Annotated in this window: 21 protein-coding genes, 5 tRNA genes and 1 pseudogene; 10 read left to right on the forward strand and 17 right to left on the reverse strand. The window is 65.3% G+C overall.

The annotated features are described in order from the left end of the window. Nucleotides 1-14 precede the first annotated feature (14 nt). Nucleotides 15-662, reverse strand: coding sequence for a 3-isopropylmalate dehydratase small subunit (leuD, locus tag N7607_RS19085; RefSeq protein WP_279865184.1), 648 nt, complete (start codon nt 660-662; stop codon nt 15-17). Nucleotides 663-673: 11 nt separating this feature from the next. Beyond that, nucleotides 674-2101, reverse strand: a complete 1428-nt coding sequence (leuC, locus tag N7607_RS19090) for a 3-isopropylmalate dehydratase large subunit (RefSeq protein ID WP_279865183.1) — start codon at nt 2099-2101, stop codon at nt 674-676. Between the two features lie 175 nt (nt 2102-2276). Between leuC and N7607_RS19095 the strand changes: the two genes are divergently transcribed. Beyond that, complete coding sequence (locus tag N7607_RS19095; RefSeq protein WP_279865182.1) at nt 2277-3155, forward strand: LysR family transcriptional regulator; 879 nt, start codon at nt 2277-2279, stop codon at nt 3153-3155. A 116-nt stretch (nt 3156-3271) separates the two neighbouring features. After that, on the forward strand, nt 3272-6184 hold the full coding sequence (locus N7607_RS19100; RefSeq protein ID WP_279865181.1) for an EAL domain-containing protein: 2913 nt from the start codon (nt 3272-3274) through the stop codon (nt 6182-6184). Nucleotides 6185-6406: 222 nt separating this feature from the next. On the opposite strand, the gene N7607_RS19105 is transcribed toward N7607_RS19100, so the two are convergent. Next, the gene (locus N7607_RS19105) at nt 6407-6856 is read right to left on the reverse strand and encodes an Hsp20 family protein (protein ID WP_279865180.1); all 450 of its coding nucleotides are present in this window, start codon (nt 6854-6856) and stop codon (nt 6407-6409) included. A 110-nt stretch (nt 6857-6966) separates the two neighbouring features. Between N7607_RS19105 and N7607_RS19110 the strand changes: the two are divergent. Beyond that, nucleotides 6967-7712, forward strand: a pseudogene (locus tag N7607_RS19110) (SDR family oxidoreductase). Here the strand turns inward: N7607_RS19110 and N7607_RS19115 are convergent. Continuing rightward, complete coding sequence (locus tag N7607_RS19115; RefSeq protein WP_279865179.1) at nt 7709-8677, reverse strand: tRNA-dihydrouridine synthase; 969 nt, start codon at nt 8675-8677, stop codon at nt 7709-7711. The pseudogene N7607_RS19110 and the gene N7607_RS19115 sit on opposite strands and share 4 nt — an antisense overlap. A 92-nt stretch (nt 8678-8769) precedes the next feature. Here N7607_RS19115 and N7607_RS19120 point away from each other — a divergent pair, with 92 nt between their 5' ends. Next, on the forward strand, nt 8770-9165 hold the full coding sequence (locus N7607_RS19120; RefSeq protein ID WP_279865178.1) for a hypothetical protein: 396 nt from the start codon (nt 8770-8772) through the stop codon (nt 9163-9165). Here the strand turns inward: N7607_RS19120 and N7607_RS19125 are convergent. The 10 genes from N7607_RS19125 to N7607_RS19170 form a co-directional block, all read right to left on the reverse strand. Next, nucleotides 9162-9611 carry a thioesterase family protein gene (locus N7607_RS19125; RefSeq protein WP_279865177.1) on the reverse strand — a complete coding sequence of 150 codons (450 nt, stop codon included), beginning with the start codon at nt 9609-9611 and terminating at the stop codon, nt 9162-9164. The genes N7607_RS19120 and N7607_RS19125 overlap by 4 nt on opposite strands. Next, nucleotides 9608-10258 carry a bifunctional 4-hydroxy-2-oxoglutarate aldolase/2-dehydro-3-deoxy-phosphogluconate aldolase gene (locus tag N7607_RS19130; RefSeq protein ID WP_279865176.1) on the reverse strand — a complete coding sequence of 217 codons (651 nt, stop codon included), beginning with the start codon at nt 10256-10258 and terminating at the stop codon, nt 9608-9610. Before N7607_RS19130 ends, N7607_RS19125 begins: the two co-directional genes overlap by 4 nt. A 153-nt stretch (nt 10259-10411) precedes the next feature. Continuing rightward, nucleotides 10412-11275: an alpha/beta fold hydrolase gene (locus N7607_RS19135; RefSeq protein ID WP_279865175.1), complete on the reverse strand. Its 864-nt coding sequence runs from the start codon at nt 11273-11275 to the stop codon at nt 10412-10414. A gap of 43 nt (nt 11276-11318) precedes the next feature. Further along, a complete protein-coding gene (locus N7607_RS19140) occupies nt 11319-11858 on the reverse strand; it encodes a TetR/AcrR family transcriptional regulator (RefSeq protein WP_279865173.1) in 540 nt (179 codons plus the stop codon). Between the two features lie 158 nt (nt 11859-12016). Beyond that, nucleotides 12017-12092: transfer RNA gene (locus N7607_RS19145), tRNA-Glu, on the reverse strand. Nucleotides 12093-12141: 49 nt separating this feature from the next. Beyond that, a tRNA-Ala gene (locus N7607_RS19150) sits at nt 12142-12217 on the reverse strand. Between the two features lie 43 nt (nt 12218-12260). Beyond that, a tRNA-Glu gene (locus N7607_RS19155) sits at nt 12261-12336 on the reverse strand. Between the two features lie 46 nt (nt 12337-12382). Then, nucleotides 12383-12458 (reverse strand) — tRNA-Ala (locus N7607_RS19160). A 155-nt stretch (nt 12459-12613) separates the two neighbouring features. Next, complete coding sequence (gene gltX, locus N7607_RS19165) at nt 12614-14098, reverse strand: glutamate--tRNA ligase (protein ID WP_279865171.1); 1485 nt, start codon at nt 14096-14098, stop codon at nt 12614-12616. A 28-nt stretch (nt 14099-14126) separates the two neighbouring features. Next, nucleotides 14127-15041, reverse strand: coding sequence for a LysR family transcriptional regulator (locus N7607_RS19170; protein WP_279865170.1), 915 nt, complete (start codon nt 15039-15041; stop codon nt 14127-14129). Between the two features lie 106 nt (nt 15042-15147). Here N7607_RS19170 and N7607_RS19175 point away from each other — a divergent pair, with 106 nt between their 5' ends. The 3 genes from N7607_RS19175 to N7607_RS19185 are packed head-to-tail and all read left to right on the forward strand — an operon-like array spanning nt 15148 to nt 18654. Further along, complete coding sequence (locus tag N7607_RS19175; RefSeq protein WP_279865169.1) at nt 15148-16197, forward strand: HlyD family secretion protein; 1050 nt, start codon at nt 15148-15150, stop codon at nt 16195-16197. 49 nt (nt 16198-16246) lie between these two features. Beyond that, complete coding sequence (locus N7607_RS19180; RefSeq protein ID WP_279865208.1) at nt 16247-17737, forward strand: MDR family MFS transporter; 1491 nt, start codon at nt 16247-16249, stop codon at nt 17735-17737. A 23-nt stretch (nt 17738-17760) separates the two neighbouring features. Then, the gene (locus N7607_RS19185) at nt 17761-18654 is read left to right on the forward strand and encodes an EamA family transporter (RefSeq protein ID WP_279865168.1); all 894 of its coding nucleotides are present in this window, start codon (nt 17761-17763) and stop codon (nt 18652-18654) included. A 109-nt stretch (nt 18655-18763) separates the two neighbouring features. Here N7607_RS19185 and uvrB read toward each other — a convergent pair whose 3' ends face one another. Then, a complete protein-coding gene (uvrB, locus tag N7607_RS19190) occupies nt 18764-20779 on the reverse strand; it encodes an excinuclease ABC subunit UvrB (protein ID WP_279865167.1) in 2016 nt (671 codons plus the stop codon). A gap of 187 nt (nt 20780-20966) precedes the next feature. Here uvrB and N7607_RS19195 point away from each other — a divergent pair, with 187 nt between their 5' ends. Both N7607_RS19195 and N7607_RS19200 read left to right on the forward strand, forming a co-directional pair. After that, entirely contained in the window at nt 20967-22163 is a 1197-nt protein-coding gene (locus N7607_RS19195; protein WP_279865166.1) for an aspartate/tyrosine/aromatic aminotransferase, read from the forward strand. Nucleotides 22164-22232: 69 nt separating this feature from the next. Next, a tRNA-Asn gene (locus N7607_RS19200) sits at nt 22233-22308 on the forward strand. A gap of 175 nt (nt 22309-22483) precedes the next feature. On the opposite strand, the gene N7607_RS19205 is transcribed toward N7607_RS19200, so the two are convergent. After that, nucleotides 22484-22843: a DUF5064 family protein gene (locus N7607_RS19205; RefSeq protein ID WP_279865165.1), complete on the reverse strand. Its 360-nt coding sequence runs from the start codon at nt 22841-22843 to the stop codon at nt 22484-22486. A 66-nt stretch (nt 22844-22909) separates the two neighbouring features. Further along, a complete protein-coding gene (locus N7607_RS19210) occupies nt 22910-23227 on the reverse strand; it encodes a DUF2288 domain-containing protein (protein WP_279865164.1) in 318 nt (105 codons plus the stop codon). A gap of 326 nt (nt 23228-23553) precedes the next feature. Here N7607_RS19210 and N7607_RS19215 point away from each other — a divergent pair, with 326 nt between their 5' ends. Continuing rightward, nucleotides 23554-24675: a branched-chain amino acid ABC transporter substrate-binding protein gene (locus N7607_RS19215; protein WP_279865163.1), complete on the forward strand. Its 1122-nt coding sequence runs from the start codon at nt 23554-23556 to the stop codon at nt 24673-24675. The last annotated feature ends 7 nt before the right edge of the window (nt 24676-24682 follow it).

Below are 24682 nucleotides of genomic sequence, written 5' to 3' on the forward strand. Positions count from 1 at the left end.
GCTCAATCCTTAAATCACTTGATCGCGCCGAACAGCCAGGGGCTGCTCTGCTGGTGTTTGCCTTCGAAGGCCTTGATCGCGTCCTGGTCCTGCAGGGTCAGACCGATGTCGTCCAGGCCGTTGAGCAGGCAATGCTTGCGGAAGGCGTCGACCTCGAAGGAGTACTGCTTGCCGTCCGGGCGGGTCACGGTCTGTGCCGCCAGGTCCACGGTCAGCTGATAGCCCTCGGTGGCCTCGGCCTGCTGGAACAGCTCGTCGACTTCGGCGTCGGTGAGGATGATCGGCAGCAGGCCGTTCTTGAAGCTGTTGTTGAAGAAGATGTCGGCGTAGCTCGGCGCGATGATGGTACGGAAGCCGTACTCTTCCAGCGCCCAGGGCGCGTGCTCGCGGGAGGAGCCGCAGCCGAAATTCTCGCGGGCCAGCAGCACGCTGGCGCCCTGGTAGCGCGGGAAGTTCAGCACGAAGTCCTGATTCACCGGACGCTTGGAGTTGTCCTGGTTGGGCTGACCCACATCGAGGTAGCGCCACTCGTCGAACAGGTTGGGGCCGAAACCGCTGCGCTTGATCGACTTGAGGAACTGCTTGGGAATGATCTGATCGGTGTCGACATTGGCGCGATCGAGCGGGCAGACCAGGCCGGTGTGTTGGGTAAAGGCTTTCATCTATCTACTCCTCAGGCCTGCATCAGTTCACGCACGTCGACGAAACGACCGGTCACCGCCGCCGCCGCGGCCATGGCCGGGCTGACCAGGTGGGTACGTCCACCGGCGCCCTGGCGGCCTTCGAAGTTGCGGTTGGACGTCGATGCGCAATGCTCGCCGTTGCCCAGCTTGTCCGGGTTCATCGCCAGGCACATGGAGCAGCCCGGCTCACGCCATTCGAAACCGGCCTCGATGAAGATCTTGTCCAGGCCTTCCTGTTCGGCCTGCGCCTTGACCAGGCCCGAGCCCGGCACCACCAGCGCCTGCTTGACGGTGGCGGCGACCTTGCGGCCCTTGGCCACTTCGGCGGCGGCACGCAGATCTTCGATACGCGAGTTGGTGCAGGAACCGATAAACACGCGGTCCAGCTGGATATCGGTGATCGCCTGGTTGGCGGTCAGGCCCATGTACTTGAGGGCGCGCACGATCGAGTCGCGCTTGACCGGGTCGGCCTCGACGGCCGGGTCCGGCACGTTCTGGTCGACGGCCAGGACCATCTCCGGCGAAGTGCCCCAGCTGACCTGCGGCTTGATGTCCTCGGCACGCAGCTCGACGATGGTGTCGAAGTGCGCATCGGCGTCCGACACCAGGTCGGCCCACTGCGCCACGGCGGCATCCCAGTCGCTGCCCTTGGGCGCGAACGGACGGTTGCGCACGTAGTCGATGGTCTTCTCGTCCACCGCCACCATGCCCACGCGGGCGCCGGCCTCGATGGACATGTTGCAGATGGTCATGCGGCCTTCCAGCGACAGGTCGCGAATGGCGCTGCCGGCGAACTCCAGGGCATGGCCGTTGCCGCCGGCGGTGCCGATCTTGCCGATCACGGCGAGGACGATGTCCTTGGCGGTGACGCCCAGCGGCAACTTGCCCTCGACGCGTACCTGCATGTTCTTCATCTTCTTGGCCACCAGGCACTGGGTGGCGAGCACATGCTCGACCTCGGAGGTGCCGATGCCGTGGGCCAGGGCGCCGAAGGCGCCGTGGGTGGAGGTGTGCGAGTCGCCGCAGACCACGGTCATGCCCGGCAGGGTGGCGCCCTGCTCCGGGCCGACCACGTGGACGATGCCCTGGCGCACGTCGTTCATCTTGAATTCGAGGATGCCGAAGTCGTCGCAGTTCTCGTCCAGGGTCTGTACCTGAATGCGCGACACTTCGTCGGCGATCGACTCGAGACCGCCCTGACGCTCGGCGCGGGTGGTCGGTACGTTGTGGTCCGGGGTGGCGATGTTGGCGTCGATGCGCCACGGCTGGCGCCCGGCCAGGCGCAGGCCTTCGAAAGCCTGGGGGGACGTCACTTCGTGGAGGATGTGGCGGTCGATGTAGATCAGCGACGAACCATCGTCGCGGCGCTTCACCTCGTGCATTTCCCAGAGCTTGTCGTAGAGCGTCTTGCCGGCCATCTGCTATGTCCTCGATCAGGTCATGTGCGGTGCGAGGGCTTATAACCCTTCTGCTGATGTGGCGATCCTAGGGATTCGGCTCGAATAACTCCAATTCATATTTTTTATTCGAATCATTCCTGAGTGGAATGTGATGGGTTATAAACCGGCGAAATCCTTCTCTGCCGGAGCATTCATGGACCTGGCCAACCTCAACGCCTTTATCGCCATCGCCGAGACCGGCAGCTTTTCCGAGGCTGCCGAACGCCTGCACCTGACCCAACCGGCCGTAAGCAAGCGCATCGCCGGCCTGGAACAGCAGCTCGACGTGCGCCTGTTCGACCGCCTGGGCCGCGAGGTGAACCTGACCGAAGCCGGCCGTGCCCTGTTGCCACGCGCCTACCAGATCCTCGGCGTGCTGGACGACACGCGCCGCGCGCTGACCAACCTCAACGGCGAAGTCACCGGCCGTCTGACCCTGGCCACCAGCCACCACATCGGCCTGCATCGCCTGCCGCCGCTGCTGCGCGCCTTTACCCGCAGCTATCCGCAGGTGGCGCTGGATATCCAGTTCCTCGACTCGGAGGTGGCCTACGAGGAGATTATCCACGGCCGCGCCGAACTGGCGGTGATCACCCTGGCGCCGGAGAGCCGCGAGCCGGTGCACGCGGTGCCGGTGTGGGACGACCCGCTGGATTTCGTCGCCGCCCCCGAACACCCGCTGGCGCGCAACGGCGCGGTGACCCTGGCCGACGTGGCGCTGCACCCGGCCGTGTTCCCCGGCGGCAACACCTTCACCCACCACATCGTCAACAACCTGTTCGCCGCCCAGGGTCTGACGCCGAACATCGGCATGAGCACCAACTACCTGGAGACGATCAAGATGATGGTCTCCATCGGCCTGGCCTGGAGCGTGCTGCCGCGCACCATGCTCGACGACCAGGTGGTGCGCCTGCCGCTGCCGGGCATCCAGCTGCAGCGCCGCCTCGGCTACATCCTGCACAAGGAACGAACCCTGTCCAACGCGGCCAAAGCCTTCATGGTGCTGCTCGACGAACAGCGTCGCTTGCCTTGAGGCCGGATCAACGGCTAACGTGACGGCATAACGATAAGAAAACACGCTTGCATGCCTCTACAACGCCCCTTTCCACCAGGCGGCCATGTCGTGCCGAGCGCCGGACGAGAAACGCAATGTCCAAACCGAAGCTGCCGCCCTTCCCCTTCATCCCTGCCCTGGACCCCGCCGAGTTCGAGAAGACCTGGCAGGACGCCCCGCGCCTGCTCGCCGCCCTCACCGGCGCGCATTTAGGCGCCTGGTACTGGGACATCGAAAGCGGCAAGGTCAGCTGGTCGCGCGGCGCCCAGGCCCTGTTCGGCCTGGACCCCAAGCAGCCGCTGGAGCAGCGGGTCGACTACATCGAGCTGATCCCCGAGGAAGACCGTGCCATGGTCCAGCGCCTGTTCAAGCAGGTGCTGGACGGCAAGCCGATTCCGGACGCTCTGCGTCACCGCATCCGCTGGCCCGACGGCAGCCTGCACTGGCTGGAGATCAGCGGCCGTCCGCAGCTGGACGCCAATGGGCGCAAGCGGGTATTCGGCGTCATCCGTGAAATCACCCAGCAGCGGGAACAGGAACAGGCCCTGCGCGACAGCCAGGAACGCCTGACCCTGGCCCTGGAATCGGCCAACCTGGGCACCTGGGACTGGCACATCCCCAGCGACATGCTCTATGGCTCGGACCGCGCCGCCAGCCTGCACGGCCTACCCGCCGAGCCCTACCACGGCGAGTTCAGCGGCTTCTTCCAGCACGTGCCGGAAGAGGACCGCAAGGTCATGCGCAAGGCCTACCGCGACGCCGTGGGCGGCATAAAGCGCGACTACCAGGTGACGTACCGCACCCGCCTGGACAGCGGCGACATGCGCTACCTGGAGAGCACCGCCAAGCTCTACCGCGACGAACAGGGCGCGCCCCTGCGCATGGCCGGCATCCTCATGGACATCACCGAACGGGTACAGCGCGAGCAGCGCCTGGCCGCCTCCGAGGAGAAGTTCGTCACCCTGTTCCAAGCCAGCCCCGACCCGATCTGCGTCACCCGCATCCGCGACGGCGTGTTCATCGAGGTCAACCCCAGCTTCAGCCAGACCTTCGGCTGGCAGCCCAAGGAAATCGTCGGGCGCAGCGCGCCGGAGCTGGGCTTCTGGGTCGAAGAGAGCCAGCGTGACCAACTGTTCGCCAAGCTCACCCGCGATCAGGGCCTGAGCAACGAAGAGGCGCACTACCGCACCAAGGACGGCCGCGAGCTGGCCTGCGTGATCTCCAGCCGCTTTATCCGCGTCGACCGCCAGCTATGCATCACCACCACCTTCCGCGACATCACCGAGCGCCAGGCCGCCGAGGCGGCGCTCAAGGCCAGCCAGGAGAAGTTCGCCAAGGCGTTCCACTCCAGCCCCGATGCCATCACCATCACCGAGCGTGACAGCGGCCGCTATATCGAGGTCAACGAAGGCTTCTGCCGTCTCACCGGCTATCGCCCGGAGGAGGTCATCGGCCGCAGCGCGCATGAGCTGAACGTCTGGGCCTACCCGGAGGAGCGCGAGCGCATGGTCGAGCTGATCATCAACGAAGGGCGCGCCTACCACCTGGAGATGCACGGCCAGCACCGCGACGGCAGCATTCGCCTGGTCGAGGTCTCGGTCGAGCCGATCGAGCTGAACAACACCCCCTGCCTGCTGCTCAACGCCCGTGACATCAGCGAGCTGAAAGAGGCCCAGGCCCAGGTGCGCCACCTGGCCTACCACGACCCGCTGACCAACCTGCCCAACCGCGCGCTGCTGATGGATCGCCTAACCCAGCAGATCGCCCTGCTCAAGCGCCACAACCTGCACGGCGCCCTGCTGTTCCTCGACCTGGACCACTTCAAGCACATCAACGATTCGCTCGGCCACCCGGTCGGCGACGCCGTGCTGAAGATGGTCACCGCGCGCCTGGAGGCCAGCGTGCGCCTGGAAGACACGGTGGCGCGCCTGGGCGGCGACGAGTTCGTGGTACTGATCTCCGGCCTGGATGGCACCCGCTCCGAGGTCACCCGCCAGGTTCGCCAGGTCGCGGAGAAGCTGCGCGGCCTGCTGGCCGAGCCGATGCTGCTGGACGGCCATCGCCTGCAGGTGACACCGAGCATCGGCATCGCCCTGGTGCCGGACCACGGCGACAACCCCACCGACCTGCTCAAGCGCGCCGATATCGCCCTGTACCGGGCCAAGGACTCCGGCCGCAACACCATCCAGCTGTTCCGCAAGGCCATGCAGGACGCCGCCAGCGAGCGCCTGCGCCTCGAGAGCGACCTGCGCCTGGCCCTGGCCCGCGGCGAGTTCGAACTGTACTTCCAACCCCAGGTGGATGCTCGCGACGGCAGCGTGATCGGCAGTGAGGCCCTGCTGCGCTGGAGCCACCCGACGCTCGGCCCGCAGTCGCCGGCGCAGTTCATCCAGGTACTGGAAGAAAGCGGGCTGATCCTCGAAGTTGGCGCCTGGGTGCTCAGCGAGGCCTGCCATGCCGGCGCGCGCCTGATGCGCGACGGTCTGGTGCGCCGCGACGCCTTCCAGCTGTGCGTCAACATCAGCCCGCGGCAGTTCCGCCAGAACGACTTCGTCGAGCGCGTGGAGCGCTGCCTGGAGCAGAGCCAGCTGCCAGCCCGCATGCTCAAGCTGGAGATTACCGAGGGCATCGTCATCCACAACCTGGACGACACCATCGCCAAGATGCACCGCCTGAAGAAGCTCGGCATCAGCTTCGCCATGGACGATTTCGGTACCGGCTACAGCTCGCTGACCTACCTCAAGCGCCTACCGGTGGACGTGCTGAAGATCGACCAGTCGTTCGTGCGCGACGCCACCAGCGACCCCAACGACGCCGAGATCATCCGCGCCATCGTCGCCATGGCCCGCAGCCTCAACCTGGCGGTAATCGCCGAAGGCGTGGAACAACCCGAGCAGCTGGAGTTCCTCCTGCAGCAGGGCTGCCACCAGTACCAGGGCTACCTGTTCAGCAAGCCGGTGCCGCTGCTGGAGTTCCACGATCTGCTATTGGCCAGCCGCCGCGCCTAAGAACCTGCCCACGATCTGCTGCGCGTCGGAAAAAGCTGCGTTAAAAGCAGCCTGGGTCGCCAGCCCGGTCGGAATGCTCATTTACCACTCGTAAACTGCGCTTCCTCAGCTGCTTTTGCGGGGCCGCCCAGGCCTTGTTTTTCTCTAGCTCGCGAGATCGTGAGCAGATTGAAATGAAGAAGGGCACCCGCAGGTGCCCTTCTCTCCTCCTCTACCGACCTATCAGCCTTCCAGCGCCGGCTTCTCGCCGCCAATTGGGATGCGCTTGGCCTTGGCTTCTTCCGGCACGATGCGCACCAGATCGATGTTCAGCAGGCCGTGGGCCAGGCCCGCCGCCTTGACCTCGATATGGTCGGCCAGGCGGAACGACAGCTTGAAGCCGCGCTGGGCGATGCCCTGGTGCAGGAAGCTGACGTTTTCGGCGGCGCGTTCGCGCTTGCCGCCGGTGACGGTCAGCACACCGCGCTCGACCTGCAGCTCGAGGTCTTCTTCGCGGAAGCCGGCGGCCGCGACTACGATGCGGTACTGGTCGTCGCCATGCTTCTCGACGTTGTAGGGCGGGTAGGAACTGCCGTTCTCGCTGCTGCGCAGCGCCGACTCGAACAGATCGTTGAAACGGTCGAAACCGATGGACTGGCGGAACAGAGGGGCCAGGGAAAGTACGTTGCTCATGTTGCGTCTCCTGAATAATCAGCAAGTGTCGTTTCATCGCAGGACCCGACTTCGGCATCCCGCAACCCATAGATGGGAGCCCGGTTTTCGATTTCAAGGGGGAATTTGTCATGCACAAAATCATGCTGATCAGCGGTGCCAGTCGCGGCATCGGCGCCGCCACCGCCCGCCTGGCGGCGCAGCGCGGCTACCACCTGCTGCTCAACTAGCGCAGCCGGCTGAACGAAGCCACGGCGCTGGCTCGCGAGATCACCGCCCACGGCGGCGTGGCGCATACGGTACAGGCCGATATCGCCGAGGAGGCGGACGTGCTGCGCCTGTTCGCCGAGCTGGATGAGCACTATGGCCGCCTGGACGCGCTGATCAACAACGCCGGCGTACTGGAAGCGCAAATGCGCCTGGAGCGGATGGACGTGGCGCGCTGGCAGCGCGTACTGGCCACCAATGTGATCGGCAGCTTCCTGTGTTGCCGCGAGGCGATCAAACGCATGTCCAGCCAGCATGGCGGCAACGGCGGAGCCATCGTCAACGTCTCGTCCATGGCCGCCCGCCTCGGCTCACCCAATGAATACATCAACTACGCGGCAGCCAAGGGCGCGGTGGACAACCTGACCATCGGCCTGGCCCGCGAGGTGGCCGGCGAAGGCATTCGCGTCAATGCCGTACGCCCGGGCCTATCGAGACCGATATCCACGCCGCCGGCGGCGAACCGGGGCGTATCGAGAGGCTCAAGGGCAGCGTACCGCTGCAGCGCGGCGGCAGGCCCGAAGAAGCGGCGGAGGCGATTCTCTGGCTAGCGTCGGCACAGTCGTCCTACTGCACCGGCACCTTCATCAACGTCAGCGGCGGCCGCTAGGCACTTTCCGCCAGCGCCGCCTCGGGCGCGCCGAGCAACTGGTCGATGCGCTGGCAGTCGTTCTCGCGGCGCACCTCGGCGAACAGCGCCACCGCCTCCGGGTAGCTGCGGGTAAGCATGGCCAGCCACTGCTTGAGGCGCCCCGGCGCATAGCGCGGCGCCAGCTTGCGCCGGGCCTGCCGCCAGAAATCCTGGAGCAGCGGTTGCAGCTCGCCCCAGCTCATCGGCACGACCTCTTGCCCGGCACGGGCAGCGGCGATCTGCCGGGCCAGGTCGGGGCGCGAAACCAGGCCGCGACCGAGCATGATGTCCTCGGCGCCGCTGACCTCGCGACAACGCCGCCAGTCATCGACCGTCCAGATCTCGCCATTGGCATACACCGGCACATCGACCACCTCCTGCACCCGCGCCACCCATTCCCAGTGGGCAGGCGGCTTGTAGCCGTCGACCTTGGTCCGCGCGTGCACCACCAGTTGGTCGGCGCCGCCTTCGGCCAGGGCCCGGGCGCAGTCCAGGGCGCCATCCGGGCTGTCGAAGCCCAGGCGCATCTTGGCGGTCACCGGAATCTCTGCCGGAACCGCGCGGCGCACCTCGCACAGGATGGCGTGCAGCAGCTCTGGCTCCTTGAGCAGCACGGCGCCGCCGCGCGACTTGTTCACCGTCTTGGCCGGGCAGCCGAAGTTGAGGTCGATCACCGGTGCGCCCAGGGTGCAGGCGAAGGCCGCGTTGTCGGCCAGGCAGATGGGATCGGAGCCAAGCAGTTGCACGCGCATCGGCGTGCCGGCCCGCGTGAGCGCGCCGTCTGCCAGCTCGGGGGCCAGCTTGCGGTAGGCGGCCTCGGGCAGCAGGCGGTCGCAGACGCGAATGAACTCGGTGACGCACCAGTCGATGCCGCCAACACGGGTCAGCACATCGCGCAGGATCTCGTCGACCAGCCCCTCCATGGGAGCCAGGGCGATTTGCATGGGTCAGTCCGGGAAAACGGGGCGCACAGTTTAAGGCGCCACTTGCTCAGCGCAAGATGGTCCACACTGCAGGAGACCAAAGGGAGAACACCATGCTGCGCCATTCACTACTCGCCCTGTGCCTGCTCGGCGCCCTCGCCCAGGCCGCCGAACCCCTCCCGCGCGGGGTACAGGTCATGCCGCCGGACCCCGCACCCGGCGGCCCGGGCCGGCTGATCTTCAGCCGCGACAACAACGCGCCGAACGCCTGCGACGTGGAGCTGTACGTCAATCAACAAGTGGTAGCGAAACTGGGGCCGGGCGAGCGCACCAGCCTCGACCTGCCCAGCGGCGAACTCAGCGTAGCCGTGGCCATTTCCTCGGCCGGCTACTGCGGCGGACGTGGGCCAGAACAGGAGCAGTCGGTGCTGCTCGGCTCGGGCGAGACCCGGCAATTCGCGATCATGGTCGAGCCGGGCCAGGTATTCCTCGCCCCGCTGCTCCACTAGAGCTGCAGCGGATAGGGCTCCAGCAGCGCCTGACCGTAACCCTCGACGAACTCGGGCGGCATGCGCTTGGGCTTGCCGCTGGACAGCTCGATGCAGACGAAGGTGGTCTGCGCACGCAGCAGGCTGCAGGCATCGGCCGGGCGCCACAGCTGGAAGCGCCGGGTCATCTTCAGCTTGTGGTCGGACTCGACGATCCAGGTGGCCATCTGCAGCTCTTCGCCCTCGTAGGCGCTGGCCAGGTAGTCGATCTCGTGACGCAGCACGGCCATGGCCCGGTCCATACGCCGGTACTCGGCCAGGTCCAGGCCCAAATGTTGCGAGTGGCGCCAGGCGCAGCGCTCCAGCCAGCTGACGTAGACCGCATTGTTGGCGTGGCCCAGGCCGTCGATGTCTTCGGCGGTGACTTGCAGATCGATCACGAACGGCTGTGGCAAATCCCAACTCACGGCTTGACCTCCAGACTGGCCGCCAGGTCGCGAGCCTCGCTGGCCAGTTGGGTGATCTGGTCCCAGGCACGGGCGCGGATCAGGTTATCCGGGGCGATCCAGGTGCCACCGACACAGGCCACGTTGGGCAGGCGCAGAAAGGTCAACAGGTTGTCCGCGGTGATGCCGCCGGTCGGGCAGAAACGGATGCCGGTGAACGGCCCCTTGAAGCTCTTCAGCATCTTCACGCTGGCAGCGCCGTTGGCCGGGAACAGCTTGAGCGAGCGATAGCCATACTCCAGGGCCAGCAGCACTTCCGAAGGCGTCATCACCGCCGGCAGATAGGGCAGGCCGGAGTCTTCCGCGGCAGCGGCGAGGCGTTCGGTGCAGCCGGGGCTGACGGTGAACTGGGCGCCGGCATCGCGGGCCTCCTGGAACTGCTCGGCGTGGATCACCGTGCCAGCGCCGACCAGCAACTCCGGCAGCGCCTTGCGGATCGCCGACAGGGCGTCCAGCGCGCGCGGCGTGCGCAGCGTCACCTCGAGCACGCTGACGCCGCCGGCGTGCAGTGCACGGGCCATGTCCACCGCCAGCTCGCAATCCTCGATCACCAGTACCGGCAGTACCGGGCGCGCCCGCTGCAGCACCGCTTCCATTGTCAGGCTCATGTCATTTCCCCCTCATCGAGATTCCGACACCGATCGGCATAGGCTGCTGTGACGGCGCCGAGCCGGACCGGAGCACAACTCCGGTCCGCCGAGAACATGGGAGGGAGTGTAACGTTTTAGAGCGGCCCTTAGCGCTTTGCGTTCCTTACCGGCTCAGGATGCCAGCGCCGTTGCGCCGAACACCCGGTGCTCGGCGGCGGCGTTGCGCCCGGTATTACCGAGCAGCTCCAGCACCGCCTCGATCAACCGCGGATCGGCCAGCGAGCGACTGTGGCCACCCTCCTCCAGGGTCAGCAGGCGGCTCTCGGCCCAAGCCGCATGAATATTCTGCGCCTCGGCGAAAGGCACCATCGGATCATCCTTGGCATGCACCACCAGGCCGGGGAAATCCAGGCGGTAGCGCTCCACATCGAGCTGTGCCGCCGGCATGCCGGCGCTTTCCTCGACCATGCGCACGAAGCGCGTCCGCGCCTGCTTCGGTAGACCGACGAAATGAGCGAAGCGGCGCAACGCACCGAGGATCCGCGCAGGCGCGGCGATGGTTACCAGCGCCTCGGTGCGCAAGCCCAGCTGGGTCGCCAGCAACGCGCCGGCACCGCCGAGGGAATGGCCGATCACCGCCTTCAGTGGCGGCAGCTCGCTGGAAGCCTCCAGCAACGCTCGAGCGAACAGCACGACGTTGGCCTCATGCCCCGGAGAATGGCCGTGGGCCGGCCCATCCAGCGCCACCACGCCATAACCGGCGCGCACCAGGGCGCGGATCAGGTCGGCGAACTGGGTCGGCCGGCCTTCCCAGCCGTGCAGCAACAATACCGCAGGCCCTTGCCCCCAGCGCAGGGCGGACAGGCCGAAACGCAGGGTGATGCGCTCGGCCTCGGCCAGCAGCGGCAGCTCCCAATCGCGCGGCGGCAGGTCGCGCGGCGTGAGGAAGGCCCGGTGCATCTTGCTGGCCACCAGATCAGGCGCCAGGCGACCAACAGTGGCGTTGAAACCACGAATCCAGCTCATGCTGCTCATCTCGCTTCTCCCTCACACCAAAGCCCGCCAGGCGGGCATGCTTTCAGATCACTGCCGACTTGGCGGCGCGCAGAATTCGGTCGGACAGCTCGCCATCACCCAGGGCGCGGGCCAGCGCCAGGCCACCGACCATCAACGCCAGGTCAGCCAGGGCCTTGTCGGCGTCCTCGGGACTGCCAGCCAGCTCGGCAACCATCAGCTCGGTGTGCTCGACCAGCACGCTACGAAACGGCTCCGGCAGGCGACTGAGCTCAGCCAGCGAGCTGGGCAGCGGGCAGGCGTCGACTTCGGCGTCGCGGTGCTTGCGCGACAGATAGAAGGCTGCAGCCAGCACGCGACGGTCATGGGCGGACAGGCTGTCGTCGAGCTGCTTAAGCATCTGCCGGCGACGCGCCAGCAGTTGGGTGAACGCCTCCAGCATCAGCGCGTCCTTGCTCTCGAAGTGGGCATAGAAGCCGCCGACGGTCAGCCCGGCAGCCCCCATCACCTCACCGACACTGGGCTCGACCGGGCCACGCTGAATCAGCGCACTAGTGGCAACATCGAGAATACGCTCGCGGGTTCTGCTCTTCTTGTCGCTCATGGCAGCCTCCATAAGATTATGTATTTAATATTATATATGTAATAAGAAACCGCAAGCAGGCAATCAGACCGCTCGTCGGTGACTTTTCAGGAGGCTGAAAAAACAAAAGGGCCATTCCGAAGAATGACCCTTGAAGTCCGCAAAACGCGGAAAGAAAGTGGCGTCCCCTAGGGGACTCGAACCCCTGTTACCGCCGTGAAAGGGCGGTGTCCTAGGCCACTAGACGAAGGGGACAGAACCTTCGAAGAACAAGGCCAGCACTAGGCTGGCCCTGTCAGTGATTTGGTGGAGCTAGACGGGATCGAACCGTCGACCTCTTGCATGCCATGCAAGCGCTCTCCCAGCTGAGCTATAGCCCCGGATTTTGCGTCTCTCGACGTGCAGTGCAGGCACTGCGAAAAGTGGCGTCCCCTAGGGGACTCGAACCCCTGTTACCGCCGTGAAAGGGCGGTGTCCTAGGCCACTAGACGAAGGGGACGAAACCTTCATTCACTCGAACGGCTGGAATTCGTTCGGTGGCAATTTGGTGGAGCTAGACGGGATCGAACCGTCGACCTCTTGCATGCCATGCAAGCGCTCTCCCAGCTGAGCTATAGCCCCGTCGCTTGGACGGGGCGCATATTAGGGGCGAGGCCATTGCCTGTCAACACACTTTTTCGTCGAAGCCGAAAAAATTCAGAAGGCAGAACAATCACTTACCCGAGAAGCCGGCCAGCCACCACCTCGCTCGAGGCGATGACCGGCAGCCCCTTCGCTCAACCGCGGAAACCTTCCAGCAGCTTCTTCCACTCCTTGGTCTCGCCATTGCTGACACCACCGAGCAGCTCAATGGCCTGGCGCAAACGGAAGCGCGACAGATCGGCACCGAGAATCTCCATGGCATCCAGCACCGAGACCGAGCTGGCCTTGCCGGTGATGGCCGGGAAGATCAGCGGCATCAGGTCGCGCAGCTTGAGGCCGAGGCCCTCGCAGACGAACTGGATGCAGGCGGTGATCTTCTCCTTGTCCCACTGGCGCAAGGCCTCCAGCTCCCACAGCAGCAGCTGCAGGGCCTGGCGCACCTGATCGGGGCTGAGCTTCTTGTGCGCCAGCAACGCAGGGTCGAGCTGCACGCCACCGCTGAAGAAGAAGCTGGAGAGCGGCGCGATGTCGCTGAAGGTCTCGACGCGCTGCTGCACGTGCGGAGCGATCTGCATCAGGTACTGGGAGTTGAACGCCCAGTCCTGCACGCGCTTGGCGAACTGCTCCACCGGCAGCTCGCGCAGCCACTGGCCATTGAGCCAGGACAGCTTCTCGATATCGAAGATCGGCCCGCCGAGGGAAATACGCGACAGGTCGAAGTGCTCGATCATCTCGGCCAGGGAGAACTTCTCGCGCTCGTCCGGCATCGACCAGCCCATGCGCCCCAGGTAGTTGAGCAGGGCCTCGGGCATAAAGCCCATGCGCTCGTAGAAGGTGATGCAGGTGGGGTTCTTGCGCTTGGACAGCTTGGACTTGTCCGGATTCCGCAGCAGCGGCATGTAGCAGAGCTTCGGTTGCTCCCAGCCGAAGTACTCGTACAGCTTGATCAGCTTCGGTGCCGATGGCAGCCACTCCTCGCCGCGCAGGACGTGAGAGATTTCCATCAGGTGATCGTCGACAACGTTGGCCAGGAAGTAGGTAGGCAGGCCGTCGGCCTTCATCAGCACCTGCATGTCCATGCGATCCCAGGGGATCTCCACGTCGCCGCGCAGCATGTCCGGCACCACGCAGATACCCTCGCTCGGCACTTTCATGCGCACCACATGGGACTCGCCGGCGGCAATGCGCTGCTGCGCCTCGCTCGGAGCGAGGTGCATGCAGTGACCGTCGTAGCGCGGGGTTTCCTTCTTCGCCATCTGCTCGGCGCGCACCTGGTCCAGGCGCTCGGCGGAGCAGAAGCACGGGAAGGCGTGGCCCTTGCTGACCAGTTCGTCCGAGTACTTCTTATAGATGTGGCCGCGCTCGCTCTGCCGATACGGGCCGTGCGGGCCGCCGACATCCGGGCCCTCGTTCCACTCGATACCCAGCCAGCGCAGGGCGTCGAAGATCTGCTGTTCGGACTCGCGGGTCGAGCGCACCTGATCGGTGTCCTCGATGCGCAGGATGAACTCGCCGCCATGCTGGCGTGCGAAGCACAGGTTGAACAGGGCGATATAGGCAGTGCCGACGTGCGGGTCGCCGGTGGGCGACGGCGCAATGCGGGTGCGGACTTTGGTCATGACAAGTCTCGGGAACGGGGAAGATGGATCAGGGGCGCGATGTTAGCAGGCCGGCCGCCACCGGCTCCAGCAGGCCGGCCCGCGGCAGGCTGGCCATGAGGAAGTCGAGGAAGGTCTTGACCTTCATCGCCTGGAAGCGCCGCGAGGGATAGACGGCATACAGCTCGCCGATCGGCAGCTTCGCATCGGGCAGCAGTTCCACCAGGCGACCGCTGCGCAGCGCTTCCTCGGAGATCATCACCGGCAACCCGGATATGCCGGCGCCGGCCAGCACCGCCTCGCGCGCGAAGGTGATGTTGTTGCACGACAGCACTCGCTGACACTGCACCTGCTCGCCGACCAGCGGCCAGTAGCGCGGCGAATCCTGCGGCAGGAGGATGGCGCGATGCCCAGCCAGCTCGTGGATGGTCCGCGGCGCGCCGTGCAGGGCCAGGTATTCGGGGCTGGCGCACAGGCGCCGCGGGCTCTCCAGCAGCTTGCGCGCGATCAGCGTGGAATCGCGCGGCTGGCCGATCTGGATGGCGATGTCGACGCCCTCCTCCAGAGGATCGACGTCGCGCGAGGTCAGCTCCACCTCGGCGCTGATCTGCGGGTACTGACGCATGAAGCGCCCGAGCACGCCGCTGAGGAACAGCTGGCCGAACTCGATGGGCGCCGTGATGCGCAGCAGGCCGGAAGGCTCCTGCTGCAACTGCATCACCGCCTGCTCGGCCTCGGCGAAGTCGAGCATGATCTGCCGGCAGCGCTCGTAGTAGGCCTGACCCACTTCGGTCAGGCGCAACTTGCGCGTGGTGCGGTTGAGCAGGCGCACGCCGAGGCGCTCTTCCAGCAGCGCGATGCGTCGGCTCACCGTGGACTTCTGCATGCCCAGGCTCTGCGCGGCCTGGGTGAAGCTGTGGCATTCCACCACGCGGGTGAAGATCAAGGCGTCATCGAGCCCCACGATTGTTCCTCAAAAGCAACAAAGTTTGCGAATTCTACCGGCTACAGCCTTGGCGGCAACACTGTTAGATTTGCTTACACTTACGCCCCGCCGTTCGAGCCCGCTCATGCCTGCCCAATTGCAACGCCGCCTGTCCGTCTTCGTCGCCCTGTTCGCCATTGTCACCCTGGCCCTCTTTGGCCGCTGGCTGCTGGTCGGCCGCTTTCACGAGAGCACCGACAATGCCTATGTGCAGGGCGAAATCACTCGCGTCTCCAGCCAGCTGGGCGCCCGCATCGAGCAAGTGCTGGTGGCCGACAACCAGCACGTGGAAAAGGGCCAGTTGCTGCTGACCCTTGAGGCCGCCGACTTCCAGCTGGCCCTGGAGCGCGCCCGCGCCGCCCTGGCCACCCGCGAGGCGGAACTGACGCAGGCGCAGAGTCGCCTGGGCCAGCAGAGCAGCCTGATCGCCGCCAGCCAGGCCGACGTGGCCGCCGGCGAAGCCAACCTCAACCGCACCCAGATCGACCTGTCCCGCGCCCAGACCCTGCGCAAGCCGGGCTATGTCTCCGAGGAGCGCGTCACCACCCTCTCGGCTGACAGCCGCGTGGCCCGCTCGCAGCTGTCCAAGGCCGAGGCCGACCTCAGCGCCCAGCGCCAGCAGGTGGATGCGCTGAACGCCGACATCAAGCGCCTGCAGGCGCAGATCGCCAACGCCAAGGCCGAGATCGCCCAGGCCGAACTGAACCTGACCCGCACCGAGATTCACGCGCCGATCAGCGGCACCATCGGCCAGCGCTCGGCCCGGACCGGCCAGGTGGTGCAGGCCGGCGCTTACCTGATGTCGATCGTGCCGAGCGACGCCATCTGGGTACAGGCCAACTTCAAGGAAACCCAGATCGGCAAGATGCAGGTCGGCCAGCACGCCGAACTGGTATTCGATGCCTACCCGGACACCCCCATCGAAGGCCGCATCGATAGCCTGTTCGCCGCCTCCGGCGCGCAGTTCAGCCTGCTGCCGCCGGACAATGCCACCGGCAACTTCACCAAGGTGGTGCAACGCATCCCGGTCAAGCTGACCTTCGCCGCCGACAACCCGCTGGCCGGCAAGATCCGCCCCGGCATGTCCGTGGAAGTTAAGGTCGATATCGCCAGCGACGCCCAGCATGGCGGCTGACAGCCTGCTTCGCCCGGTCGGCGAACCGACCCGGCGCGACTGGATCGCGGTGATGAGCGCCATGCTCGGTGCCTTCATGGCGGTGCTGGATATCCAGATCACCAATTCCTCGCTGAAGGATATCCAGGGCGCGCTGTCGGCCACCCTGGAGGAAGGCTCGTGGATCTCCACCTCCTACCTGGTGGCCGAGATCATAATGATCCCGCTCACCGCCTGGCTGGTGCAGTTGCTCTCGGCGCGGCGCCTGGCGGTGTGGGTGTCCGTTGGTTTCCTGATCTCGTCGCTGCTCTGCTCCATGGCCTGGAGCCTGGAGAGCATGATCGTATTCCGCGCCCTGCAGGGCTTCACCGGCGGTGCGCTGATCCCGCTGGCCTTCACCATGACCCTGATCAAGCTGCCCGAACACCATCGGGCCAAGGGCATGGCGCTGTTCGCCATCACCGCCACCTTCGCGCCCTCCATCGGCCCGACCCTGGGCGGCTGGCTGACGGAGAACTGGGGCTGGGAATACATCTTCTATATCAACGTGCCGCCGGGCCTGTTGATGATCGCCGGCCTGATGTACGGCCTGGAGAAAAAGGCGCCGGACTGGCAGCTGCTGAAAAGCACCGACTATGCCGGCATCGTCACCCTGGGCCTGGGTCTGGGCTGCCTGCAGGTGTTCCTCGAAGAGGGCCATCGCAAAGACTGGCTGGAGTCGCAGCTGATCGTCGGCCTGGGCAGCGTGGCGGTGGTCAGCCTGATCCTTTTCGTCATCCTGCAGCTGTCGCGGGACAACCCGCTGATCAACCTGCGCATCCTGCGCGAGCGCAACTTCGGCCTGACCAGCATCTCCAGTTTGGGCATGGGCCTGGGGCTGTACGGCTCGATCTACCTGCTGCCGCTGTACCTGGCGCAGATCCAGGGCTACAACGCTCTGCAGATCGGCGAGGTGATCATGTGGATGGGCCTGCCGCAGCTGTTCATCATCCCGCTGGTCCCCAGACTGATGAAGGTGATTTCGCCGAAGTGGCTATGTGCCGGCGGCTTCGCCTTGTTTGGCGCCTCCAGCTTCTTTTCCGGGGTGCTCAATCCGGATTTCGCCGGCGAGCAGTTCAACCATATTCAGCTGATTCGCGCCCTCGGCCAGCCGATGATCATGGTGACCATCTCGCTGATCGCCACCGCCTATATCCAGCCGCAGGATGCCGGGTCCGCCTCCAGCCTGTTCAACATCCTGCGCAACCTCGGCGGCGCTATCGGCATCGCCCTGCTCGCCACCCTGCTCGACAGCCGTGCCAAGACCTACTTCGACTACCTGCGCGAGGCCCTGGTACCGGGTAACCCGCAGGTGGACGAACGCCTGGCCCTGCTCACCGAGCAGCTCGGCAGTTCGCAGGCGGCGCTGGGCAAGCTCAGCGAGATCGCCCATCAGCAGGCCACGATCATGGCCTACAATGACGCCTTCCACTTCGTCGGCCTGGCCCTGGCCATCAGCATGCTCGCCGTGTTGCTGACCCGCGCCCTACCCGCTGGCGCCACCGGTGGCGCAGCTCACTGAGTTCGCCAACCGCAGGTCCATTCATGTCCGCTTCACGCTACCGCTCGCTGCTGCTCGTCGGCGCCTTTTTCATCATCTATATCGGCTGGGGCACCACCTACCTGGCCAACCACTTCCTGCTGCGCGAGCTGCCGCCCTTCATCATCGGCACCCTGCGCTTCAGCCTGGCTGGCGTGCTCGCACTGCTCTGGGTCGCGCTGCAAGGCGGGCTGAAAGTACAGCGCAGCGACTGGGGCGCCGCGCTGATCGGCGGCCTGCTGCTGATCGCCGTCGGCCAGGGCGCGCTGATCTACGCCAACCAGCATCTGCCCACCGGCATGCTGGCGATGCTCTACACCACCTTGCCGCTCTGGAGCGTGGCCCTGGAGTGGCTGCTCGACGAACGCCCGCCGCTGTGGGTGCTGCTGGGCCTGGCCATCGCCAGCGGCGGCATCGTGCTGTTGATGGGCGGCGGCCTGGGCGAAGACGCCGGCCTGCTGCAATGGTTCTCCGGCGCCCTGGTACTGCTGGCCACCCTGCTCTGGGCCGTCGGTGCCTGGTGGCTGCGCCAACGCCCGCCGCTGCGTTCGCCCGCCACCGGCCTGGGTCTGCAGATGCTGGTCGGCGCGCTGGTGCTGGCCGGCTTCGGCCTCTGGCACGGCGACTGGCAGATGCTGCGATTAGGTGAACTGAGCAGTGCCGGCTGGCTGTGGCTGGCCTACCTGGTGCTGCCGGTGAGCCTGGGCGTGTACCCGGCCTACTTCTGGCTGCTGCGCGAGGTGAAACCGAGCCTGGTGTCGACCTTCGCCTTCGTCAACCCGGTGGTAGCCCTGCTACTGGGCTACCTGATCCTCGGCGAGCGCCTTGACCTGTCCGCCGGCCTGGCCTGCCTGGCGATCCTGGCCGGGGTGTCGATGATCATCTTCGGCCGCCGCTGAGCCCTTAGTGGAGGGCTTCACCCGCCCTACGACAACAGCCATGTAGCCCGGATGCAATCCGGGAGGCCGCATCGCCTGCACCCCAGCTTGCATCCGGGCTACCAAGAGTTCAGACCTGCAACAGCCGGTCACGCAGCTTCTGGATCTCGTCGCGCAGCTGCGCGGCGGCCTCGAATTCCAGGTCGCGGGCCAGCTGGTACATCTTCTCTTCCAACTGGCGGATGCGCCTGGTGATCTCGCTCGGCGAGCGCAGCTCGGCCTCGTAGCGGGCGCTCTCCTCCGCCGCCTTGGCCGCAGCCTTGCGCTTGTTGCTGCGCGCACCCGGCACCACGGCGCCTTCGAGGATGTCCTTGATGTCCTTGGTCACGCCTTTCGGCACGATGCCGTTGGCCGCGTTGAAGGCCAGCTGCTTCTCGCGGCGCCGGTCGGTCTCGCCGATCGCCCGCTGCATCGAGCCGGTCATATTGTCGGCGTAGAGAATCGCCCGGCCGTGCAGGTTGCGCGCGGCGCGGCCGATGGTCTGGATCAGCGAGCGCTCGCTGCGCAGGAAGCCTTCCTTGTCCGCATCGAGGATCGCCACCAGCGACACCTCGGGCATGTCCAGGCCTTCGCGCAGCAGGTTGATACCCACCAGCACGTCGAAGGCACCGGTACGCAAGTCGCGGATGATCTCCACCCGCTCCACCGTGTCGATGTCCGAGTGCAGGTAGCGCACCTTGACGTCGTGGTCGGCCAGGTAGTCGGTGAGGTCCTCGGCCATGCGCTTGGTCAGGGTGGTGACCAGCACGCGCTGCTCGACGGCCACGCGCTTGCGGATCTCCGAGAGCAGGTCGTCGACCTGGGTGCGCGCCGGGCGCACCTCCACTTCCGGGTCGACCAGGCCGGTGGGCCGCACCACCTGCTCGATCACCCGCCCGGCATGCTCGCCTTCGTAGTTGCCCGGCGTAGCGGAAACGAAGATGGTCTGCGGGCTGGCCGCCTCCCACTCCTCGAAGCGCATCGGCCGGTTGTCGAGTGCCGAGGGCAGGCGGAAGCCGTACTCCACCAGGGTTTCCTTGCGCGAGCGGTCGCCCTTGTACATGGCACCGATCTGCGGGACGGTGACGTGGGACTCGTCTATCACCAGCAGCGACTCCGGCGGCAGGTAGTCGTACAGGGTGGGTGGCGGCTCGCCCGGAGCGCGCCCGGATAGGTAGCGCGAGTAGTTTTCGATGCCGTTGCAGTAGCCCAGTTCGAGGATCATCTCCAGGTCGAAGCGGGTGCGCTGCTCCAGGCGCTGGGCCTCGACCAGCTTGTTGTTGGTGCGCAGGTAGTCCAGGCGCTCCTTCAGCTCGGCCTTGATGTTCTCCACCGCGCCGAGCAGCGTCTCGCGCGGGGTCACGTAGTGACTCTTGGGATAGAAGGTGAAGCGCGGCAACTTCTTGATCACCTCGCCGGTCAGCGGATCGAAGGCCGACAGGCTCTCCACCTCGTCGTCGAACAGCTCGACACGGATCGCCTCCAGGTCCGATTCGGCCGGGAACACGTCGATCACATCGCCGCGCACGCGGAAGGTGGCGCGGGCGAAGTCCATGTCGTTGCGCGTGTACTGCAGGTCGGCTAGGCGGCGCAGCAGCGCGCGCTGGTCCATTTTGTCGCCCCGATCCACGTGCAGGACCATCTTCAGGTACTCCTCCGGGCTACCCAGGCCATAGATGGAGGAAACGGTGGCCACCACGATCGCATCCGGCCGCTCGATCAGCGCCTTGGTCGCCGACAGGCGCATCTGCTCGATGTGGTCGTTGATCGAGGAGTCCTTCTCGATGAAGGTGTCGGAGGCCGGCACATAGGCCTCCGGCTGGTAGTAGTCGTAGTAGGAAACGAAATACTCGACCGAGTTGTTCGGGAAGAAGCTCTTGAATTCGCCGTAGAGCTGCGCGGCCAGGGTCTTGTTCGGCGCCAGCACCAGGGTCGGGCGCTGCACCTTGGCAATCACGTTGGCGATGCTGAAGGTCTTGCCCGAACCGGTCACCCCCAGCAGGGTCTGGTGCGACAGGCCGGCCTCCAGGCCCTCGACCATCTGGCGGATGGCCTCCGGCTGGTCGCCGGCGGGCTTGAAGCGGGTGACGAGCTGAAACTCCGACATGGTCGACCTCACGATGCCACTGTGACGCGGCGCAACCGCGGGCGTCATAGCTTGTGAATGCGCGCTGGCGCTGTCGCCGCGCACAACCTGGGCCGCTATAATAGCGGCCCGTTCATGCAACCCCTAGCCCGTTTCCGTGCAGGGTGTTGCCGGTTCCCACCTTCTCCTCTCCGAGACCGCCGCAATCATGAGTCTGTTCTCCGCCGTCGAAATGGCGCCGCGCGACCCGATCCTGGGCCTGAATGAAGCCTTCAATGCCGATACCCGCAGCACCAAGGTCAACCTGGGTGTAGGCGTGTACTACAACGAGGAAGGTCGAATTCCGCTGCTGCGCGCCGTCGCCGAAGCCGAGAAGGCTCGCATCGAAGCCCACGCACCGCGTGGCTACCTGCCGATCGAAGGCATCGCCGCCTACGACAGCGCCGTGCAGAAACTGCTGTTCGGCGCGGATTCCGCCCTGCTGGCCGAAGGCCGCGTGGTCACCACCCAGGCCGTTGGCGGTACCGGCGCGCTGAAGACCGGCGCCGACTTCCTCAAGCGCCTGCTGCCCAACGCCGTGGTCGCCATCAGCGATCCGAGCTGGGAAAACCACCGCGCGCTGTTCGAGTCCGCCGGCTTCCCGGTGCAGAACTATCGCTACTACGACGCCGCCACCAATGGCGTGAACCGCGCCGGCCTGCTGGAAGACCTCAAGGCCCTGCCGGCCCGCTCCGTCGTGGTACTGCACGCCTGCTGCCACAACCCGACTGGCGTCGACCTCTCTCTGGATGACTGGAAAGCGGTGCTGGAAGTTCTGCGCGAACGCGAGCACGTGCCCTTCCTCGACATCGCCTACCAGGGCTTTGGCGAGGGCATCGACCAGGACGCCTTCGCCGTGCGCCTGTTCGCCGAGTCCGGCCTGCCGTTCTTCGTGTCCAGCTCCTTCTCCAAGTCCTTCTCGCTGTATGGCGAGCGGGTCGGCGCGCTATCCATCGTCACCGCCAGCAAGGAAGAAGCCGGCCGCGTGCTGTCGCAAGCCAAGCGCGTGATCCGCACCAACTACTCCAACCCGCCGACCCATGGTGCCACCGTGGTCGCCAGCGTGCTCAACAGCCCCGAGCTGCGCGCCCTGTGGGAGCAGGAGCTGGGCGAGATGCGCCAGCGCATCCGCGACATGCGCCTGGCCATGGTCGAGCAACTGGCCGCCCAAGGCGCCAAGCGCGACTTCGCCTTCGTCGCCCGTCAGCGCGGCATGTTCTCCTACTCCGGCCTGACCGCCGAGCAGGTGGAGCGCCTGCGCAGCGAGTTCGGCATTTACGCCGTCAGCACCGGGCGTATCTGCGTGGCCGCGCTGAACCGCAGCAACCTGGACGCCGTCACCCGCGCCATCGTTCAGGTGCTCTGAGAGGAATTGCGGAAGTCGCCCTGCGGGTGTTGACTTCCCCTTTTTAATCAGTAGGATACGCACCGCTGTTCCGCGATAGCTCAGTCGGTAGAGCAAATGACTGTTAATCATTGGGTCCCTGGTTCGAGTCCAGGTCGCGGAGCCAAATCCAAAAGCCCTAGGTGAAAGCCTGGGGCTTTTTTGTTGCCTGCCGGACTCTCATCCAGGGCTTTTCGTTACTCGGTGGTTTTCCCGAGCCCTGACAGCAACCGCCGCTCGCTAATAAAGAAGAAGCCCCGCATCGGCGGGGCCTCCTTCTCCTTCATTCCAAGGCGGCACGATCAGAGGCCGTCTCGCTCCAGGTGATCGAAGTCCACCGCCTCCCCGGGCTTGGCGCCCAGCTTGTCGCGGATGTCCTCGAACATCCGGTCGAACTCGTCGTGGCCACGCATGATCAGCGAGTGGTTGGTCGGCAGACCGTGCTTGGCCGCGATGCGGGTGGCCACGCTGGCGAAGTTGAAGGCGGTGTCACGGTGCAGCTCGAACTCGTCCTTGAACGCTTTGCCGGCGATATGCCCTTCCATGCGGAAGTGCATCATCGGCCCCTCCTTCGGATCGCGGCGAACCTCGTAGAACAGGTCCACTGCAAAGTCGATCTGGCCAGGCAGACTGGCTCTATGTAGATGCCCCGGTTCAAACATGATGCCTCTCCTTGCTGGTCGAAGACTTCATTCTAGACCAGCATCGCCAAGCACAACGGCCCCCGATCAGTGCACCGACGCACCAGCGCCGCGCTCCTGAATCAGTACCCAAGGTGACACCACCACGGCCCACAGCTCCGGATCGCGCGCGAGGAAATCCTGCGCCAGCGTCTCCTCTACCTTGGCCACTTGCCCGGCCTGCAGCCACGCGGCGACCTGGGCACGATCATCTTCGGCCACGGCCTGCGCGACTTCCACCAGGTCCATGGCGACACCGACCCACAGCAGTTGGCCACGGGCAAAGAAGGGTTGCAGCTCCTGCCAGGAAATCTTGGCCGTTTCGCCAAGCAGCTTGGCATAGAGGGTGCTAGGTTGTTCTGTCATGACTTGCTCTGTGTAGAAAACACACGGTTGGGGAAGACGGGCGCCATGATAACGACCGTCCCTCACCAGGCAAGCTAGAAACCCGACCACACACCGGCAGAAGGACCTCCCAGTCACCACAAGACGCGCCGTTATTCTGTACGTTTATTTCAACCAAGCGACACCACCCCATCACGCCTCCACATGTGCGCTTTTCAAGCCGCAAAACAGAGTTCTACACTGTGCCGGTACAGTTGCCGGGGGGTGTGACCGGGTACTTTTACCGGTCCTGCAGCTTTTGGCCGCATGGATTACAAAAACGATAAACACATAAAGAGTGGAGCACTATGAAACAGGCTACCAACCAAGTTACCAAGCTGTTCGCCGTTATGGCCCTGGCCGGCGCTGCCAGCTATTCGATGGCTGCTGACACCATCAAGATCGCTTTGGCCGGTCCGGTGACCGGTGCCGTCGCCCAGTACGGCGAAATGCAGTTCATCGGTGCCGAGATGGCCATCGAGCAGATCAACAAGGCCGGCGGGGTGAACGGCGCGATGCTCGAAGGCGTGAAATACGACGACGCCTGCGATCCGAAACAAGCCGTTGCCGTAGCCAACAAGATCGTCAACGACGAAGTGAAATACGTCGTTGGCCACCTGTGCTCCAGCTCCACTCAGCCAGCGTCCGACATTTACGAAGACGAAGGCATTCTGATGATTACCGCGGCCTCCACCAGCCCGGACATCACCGCTCGCGGCTACCAGCTGGTGTTCCGCACCATCGGCCTGGACAGCCTGCAAGGCCCGACCGCCGGCAACTTCATTGCCGACCACGTCAAGCCGAAGACCGTTGCCGTCGTTCACGACAAGCAGCAGTACGGCGAAGGCATCGCTACCGCGGTCAAGCAGACCCTGGAAGGCAAAGGCACCAAAGTCGCCCTGTTCGAAGGCATCAACGCCGGCGACAAGGACTTCTCCGCCCTGATCTCCAAACTCAAGCAAGCCAACGTCGACTTCGTCTACTACGGCGGCTACCACCCGGAACTGGGCCTGCTGCTGCGCCAGGCTTCTGAGAAAGGCCTGAAGGTCAAGTTCATGGGTCCGGAAGGCGTGGGTAACAAAGAAATCTCCGCCATCGCCGGCCCGGCTTCCGAAGGCCTGCTGGTGACCCTGCCGAAGTCCTTCGACCAGGATCCGAAGAACCAGGCTCTGGTCGAGGCCTTCAAGGCCAAGAACCAGGACCCGAGCGGCCCGTTCGTGTTCCCGGCCTACGCCGCCGTACAGGTCATCGCCGAAGGCATCAAGAAAGCCGGCGAAGATGACACCACCAAGGTAGCCGCCGCACTACGCGCCAATACCTTCGACACCCCGACCGGCACCCTGGGCTTCGACGACAAGGGTGACCTGAAGGACTTCAGCTTCGTTGTCTACGAGTGGCACCAGGACGGTACCAAAACCGAAGCCAAGTAAGCTTCCC

It is taken from the genome of Pseudomonas sp. GD04019 (assembly GCF_029837695.1).
Taxonomy (GTDB): Bacteria; Pseudomonadota; Gammaproteobacteria; order Pseudomonadales; family Pseudomonadaceae; genus Aquipseudomonas.

Coding starts and splice junctions, on each gene's coding strand:
- leuD (WP_279865184.1), bottom strand. CDS start 662: ATGAAAGCCTTTACCCAACACACCGGCCTGGTCTGCCCGCTCGATCGC.
- leuC (WP_279865183.1), bottom strand. CDS start 2,101: ATGGCCGGCAAGACGCTCTACGACAAGCTCTGGGAAATGCACGAGGTG.
- N7607_RS19095 (WP_279865182.1), top strand. CDS start 2,277: ATGGACCTGGCCAACCTCAACGCCTTTATCGCCATCGCCGAGACCGGC.
- N7607_RS19100 (WP_279865181.1), top strand. CDS start 3,272: ATGTCCAAACCGAAGCTGCCGCCCTTCCCCTTCATCCCTGCCCTGGAC.
- N7607_RS19105 (WP_279865180.1), bottom strand. CDS start 6,856: ATGAGCAACGTACTTTCCCTGGCCCCTCTGTTCCGCCAGTCCATCGGT.
- N7607_RS19115 (WP_279865179.1), bottom strand. CDS start 8,677: ATGCAAATCGCCCTGGCTCCCATGGAGGGGCTGGTCGACGAGATCCTG.
- N7607_RS19120 (WP_279865178.1), top strand. CDS start 8,770: ATGCTGCGCCATTCACTACTCGCCCTGTGCCTGCTCGGCGCCCTCGCC.
- N7607_RS19130 (WP_279865176.1), bottom strand. CDS start 10,258: ATGAGCCTGACAATGGAAGCGGTGCTGCAGCGGGCGCGCCCGGTACTG.
- N7607_RS19135 (WP_279865175.1), bottom strand. CDS start 11,275: ATGAGCAGCATGAGCTGGATTCGTGGTTTCAACGCCACTGTTGGTCGC.
- N7607_RS19140 (WP_279865173.1), bottom strand. CDS start 11,858: ATGAGCGACAAGAAGAGCAGAACCCGCGAGCGTATTCTCGATGTTGCC.
- gltX (WP_279865171.1), bottom strand. CDS start 14,098: ATGACCAAAGTCCGCACCCGCATTGCGCCGTCGCCCACCGGCGACCCG.
- N7607_RS19175 (WP_279865169.1), top strand. CDS start 15,148: ATGCCTGCCCAATTGCAACGCCGCCTGTCCGTCTTCGTCGCCCTGTTC.
- N7607_RS19185 (WP_279865168.1), top strand. CDS start 17,761: ATGTCCGCTTCACGCTACCGCTCGCTGCTGCTCGTCGGCGCCTTTTTC.
- uvrB (WP_279865167.1), bottom strand. CDS start 20,779: ATGTCGGAGTTTCAGCTCGTCACCCGCTTCAAGCCCGCCGGCGACCAG.
- N7607_RS19195 (WP_279865166.1), top strand. CDS start 20,967: ATGAGTCTGTTCTCCGCCGTCGAAATGGCGCCGCGCGACCCGATCCTG.
- N7607_RS19205 (WP_279865165.1), bottom strand. CDS start 22,843: ATGTTTGAACCGGGGCATCTACATAGAGCCAGTCTGCCTGGCCAGATC.
- N7607_RS19210 (WP_279865164.1), bottom strand. CDS start 23,227: ATGACAGAACAACCTAGCACCCTCTATGCCAAGCTGCTTGGCGAAACG.
- N7607_RS19215 (WP_279865163.1), top strand. CDS start 23,554: ATGAAACAGGCTACCAACCAAGTTACCAAGCTGTTCGCCGTTATGGCC.